Below are 3252 nucleotides of genomic sequence, written 5' to 3'. Positions count from 1 at the left end.
GCGGCCGGCGGTTTCCCCCCCGGGGGTTTGGCCCGGGGCGGGGGGGGGGGCGCCCCCCCTTTCGCCCCCCCCCGGGGGGTGTGGGGGCGGGGGGCCCGCCCCCCCCTACCCGGCCTCGTCGTGTGCGGGAACCAGTACGCTGCACTGCGAGTCGTCCGCCGCGAGTGACCGTTGCGGCGACGTGACCGAGAACTGTCGAGAGGTTTGCCGGGCGGGAGCGCGGCCGTCGGAGGTAGGCGGTGGCACTCCCGCCACGCGTGTGAGGGAGCTGCGAGGACGCATGACCATTCTGGGAATCGGCTTGGATCTGGTGACCATCTCGGAGTTCGCCGAGCAGTTGGATCGCGTCGGCACCACCATGCTGCGCGAGAGCTTCACCGCGGGCGAGCGCCGCTACTGCCAGAGCAAGGGCACCGATCCGGCCCGCAGCTACGCCGCGCGCTGGGCGGCCAAGGAGGCGGTGCTCAAGGCGTGGGCGTCCTCGCGGTTCGCCCGCAGCCCGCAGATCGGGGACAACCCGTATCCGCTGATCGAGGTGGTCAACGACGCGTGGGGGCGGCCGAGCATCAAACTGCACGGCCTCGCCGCGGAATTCCTGCCCCGGGTGCGGGTGCACCTGTCGCTGACCCACGACGGTGACACCGCGGCCGCCATGGTGGTGCTGGAGGACCCGGGCGAACTGGCCGATCTCATCGAGGGCAGGCCTGCCCAGCCCTGAGCGGGCGGCCAGGCGGTAGTCAGTTGCGTCGCGGTGCGGAATCGCCCGCCCGCGACTCCTTCTCCGCGACCAGCAGATAGGCCACCATCAGCCGCTTGAGTTCGGCGACCGCGTCGGCGTGCGACTGCTCGTCCTGGACCGAGAAATTGAGCATCGAGTACACGACGTGCACCAGCACCTCGGCCATCATGGTGCGCCGCGCCCTCGGGGTGCGCGGGGTGAGCGGGCGCAGCATCTGCGAGACGACCTCGGCGAACTCCTTCTCGTGGATGGCGCCGGTGGCCCGCGTGGACGGGGTGGACTGCATGGCCAGCCACACCTCGCGGCGTGAGGGATCGGTGACCCACAGATTGGCCAGATGGTCGACGAATTGGTTCATGTGCCGCAGCCAGTCCAGCGACGGGATCTCACCGTGGAAATCGGCGAGTTCCCGCGAGACCGCCACGAGGTCCTGACGGTTGAGTTCGCAGACGATGACGTATTTGTTGGCGAAGAATTGATACAGGGTGCCGATGGGCACCTCGGCCCTCGCGGCGACTTCTTCACAGGTGAACGACTCGAAACCGACTTCGACGAGCAATTCGCGCGAAGCCGCCAACAGCGCGTCGAATTTGCGCTTGCTCCGCTCCTGGGTGGGTCGCTTGCGCGGCATCAATTCCCGCGGATCGTCCTGCATCTCCAAAGCGGGGTCAAGGTGTCGCTTCCTGGGCTTCGCCTCGGCCTTCGCTTGCACTTCCACGGGTCCAGGCTAGCGGTACCGATAGAGGTCCGACATGCCCGGATCGCCGGTGGCGGATAATTCGGTCACTTCTCCCACCCATCCGCACCGGTCGTGGTGTCGAACCCCAACTGAGCACGCGTGAATCGGTAGGCGCATCGTCGCGCATCGGGTATCGATCGGGGCGTGCCGATTCGACCAGGCGGGTCCGGTTCGAGCCGTGCGAGCGGGCCGTCGGAATGGCTGTCCGAACGGGCAGAGCGTGACGGCCGGTGGCGACGGCGGCGGGATCCGCGGAAACGGTGACGGGGAAGGCGGGTGTGGTGGCTCGACTCATGGTGACTGTGGGGGCTTCCATCGAACGCGGCGCGGTGCGCGCGGTGGCGTTGTCGGACGCGGCGGGCCGGTGGTCCGAGCGGGTGCTCGTGCACCGGGTGGTCAGGACCGGAACCGATCCGGCGGACATCGCCGCCGCGGTGGAGAGCGCCCTGGACGGGGTGGCGGCGGAACTGCGCGCGATGGACGTCCGCGAGCTGTGCGGGGCGGGACCCGAGGCCGATCCGGCCGATGACGCCGTTCTCCCGGACGGCGATCTCGAGGCGGCGATCGCGGGCGCGGCGGTGGTGTACCGGGAGCCCGCGCAGCGCAGGGCGGTGGTGACCAGGCTGGCCGAGGGCCGCTGGCACGGCGCCGCGCTGGTCCCGCTGACCTCAGCGCACCTGTCGGTGGCCGCCGACCTGCCCTCGCTGACCGAATTCGGTGACCTGCTGGTCTGCGACGTCGTGCCCGGCTACCAGGCCGCCACCGTGGTCGACGCCGCGCGTAGCCGGGTGCTGGCCGCCACCGGCCGCGCCGGGTCGGTGGGCGCGCTCGGCGAGGTGGTGCGGGCCGCGGAGGAACAGAGCGAGGCGGCCGGGGTCCGGCTGGACGCGGTGGTGCTCATCGGCTCGGCCGCCGACTCCTTCGAGGTGCGCGCCGCCGTCGAGGATCTCGGCGTTCCCGTGCTGTCGTGTCCGCTGGCGGCCGCGGCCACCGCGGTCGGCGCCGCGCGCTGGGTGCTCGACGACCTGGCCGGTGGCGACGAGGCCGAGCAGGCCGTCGAACCGGTCAGGGGCAGGCCGCTGCCCGCCCTGCCGACCGCCGTGGGCGCGCTGGCGTGCGGGCTGCTCACCGCCGGGCTGTACGCGGGTGGCGGGTTGTCCTTCGGCCACGACGAGGGCGGCCACGCGGTCGCCGAGGACGCCAGGACCGCCGCCAACACCGAGATCTTCGGCCCCGGCCTGTTCGGCGGCCTGGAGACCGGCTCCTCGGTGCGGCCGGGCGAGTTCGACCCCGAGCGCATCGACCCGCAGCGCTTCCGCGCGGGTGAACCGGACCAGCCGGTCGCGCAGACCTCCTACGCGCTGCACACCGACAGCCGCTGGGCCGGTCCGGGGCAGCCGCTGCACCCGGCGGCGGAGGAGAGCGAGGAGATCGGGCACGCGCAGCAGGACCAGCAGCCGGAGCAGGCCACGGCGCTGCCCGGCACCGGGATGCCGACCGAGCCCACCCTCGGCGATCCCGACGCGCTGCTGCTGTTCCCCGGCGAGGCCCCGCCGCCCCCGCCGTTCACCCCCGAGTCCTATCAGTGGTGGGACAACCATGTCCGGTTGATCGCCCAGTGGGCCGCGCAGCGCTTCGGCATGGCCTGACCTTGTCGGCACTCGACGCCCGGGCTGCCCGGGCGTGCGGGGGCAGGGGGGTTGTGACGGGCGGGGTGGTTTTAACAACTCCGCGCCCCCGGGGCACATCAAGCGGTGGCGGTTGGGGGGGGGGG

Annotated in this window: 3 protein-coding genes; 2 read left to right on the top strand and 1 reads right to left on the bottom strand. The window is 72.1% G+C overall.

Features of this window, described 5'->3' with window-relative positions; all coding sequences use genetic code 11:
* The first annotated feature begins 280 nt into the window (after positions 1 to 280).
* A complete protein-coding gene (gene acpS, locus QH283_RS11030; protein WP_280502921.1) occupies positions 281 to 718 on the top strand; it encodes a holo-ACP synthase AcpS in 438 nt (145 codons plus the stop codon).
* A 19-nt stretch (positions 719 to 737) separates the two neighbouring features.
* Here the strand turns inward: acpS and QH283_RS11025 are convergent, their stop codons facing one another.
* Positions 738 to 1394 (bottom strand): TetR/AcrR family transcriptional regulator, encoded by a 657-nt coding sequence (locus QH283_RS11025; RefSeq protein ID WP_280502922.1) that lies wholly within the window; start codon positions 1392 to 1394, stop codon positions 738 to 740.
* 377 nt (positions 1395 to 1771) lie between these two features.
* Here QH283_RS11025 and QH283_RS11020 point away from each other — a divergent pair, with 377 nt between their 5' ends.
* A complete protein-coding gene (locus QH283_RS11020) occupies positions 1772 to 3127 on the top strand; it encodes a hypothetical protein (RefSeq protein ID WP_280502920.1) in 1356 nt (451 codons plus the stop codon).
* The last annotated feature ends 125 nt before the right edge of the window (positions 3128 to 3252 follow it).

The sequence above is a fragment of the Nocardia farcinica genome (genome assembly GCF_029867845.1).
Taxonomy (GTDB): Bacteria; Actinomycetota; Actinomycetes; order Mycobacteriales; family Mycobacteriaceae; genus Nocardia; species Nocardia farcinica_A.
The sequence above is the reverse complement of the archived record's forward strand: the minus strand, read 5'-3'. Positions and strand labels throughout refer to the sequence as shown.

Excerpts from the sequence above, each read along its gene's own strand:
- acpS (WP_280502921.1), top strand. The coding sequence starts at position 281 with ATGACCATTCTGGGAATCGGCTTGGATCTGGTGACCATCTCGGAGTTC.
- QH283_RS11025 (WP_280502922.1), bottom strand. The coding sequence starts at position 1,394 with ATGCAGGACGATCCGCGGGAATTGATGCCGCGCAAGCGACCCACCCAG.
- QH283_RS11020 (WP_280502920.1), top strand. The coding sequence starts at position 1,772 with ATGGTGACTGTGGGGGCTTCCATCGAACGCGGCGCGGTGCGCGCGGTG.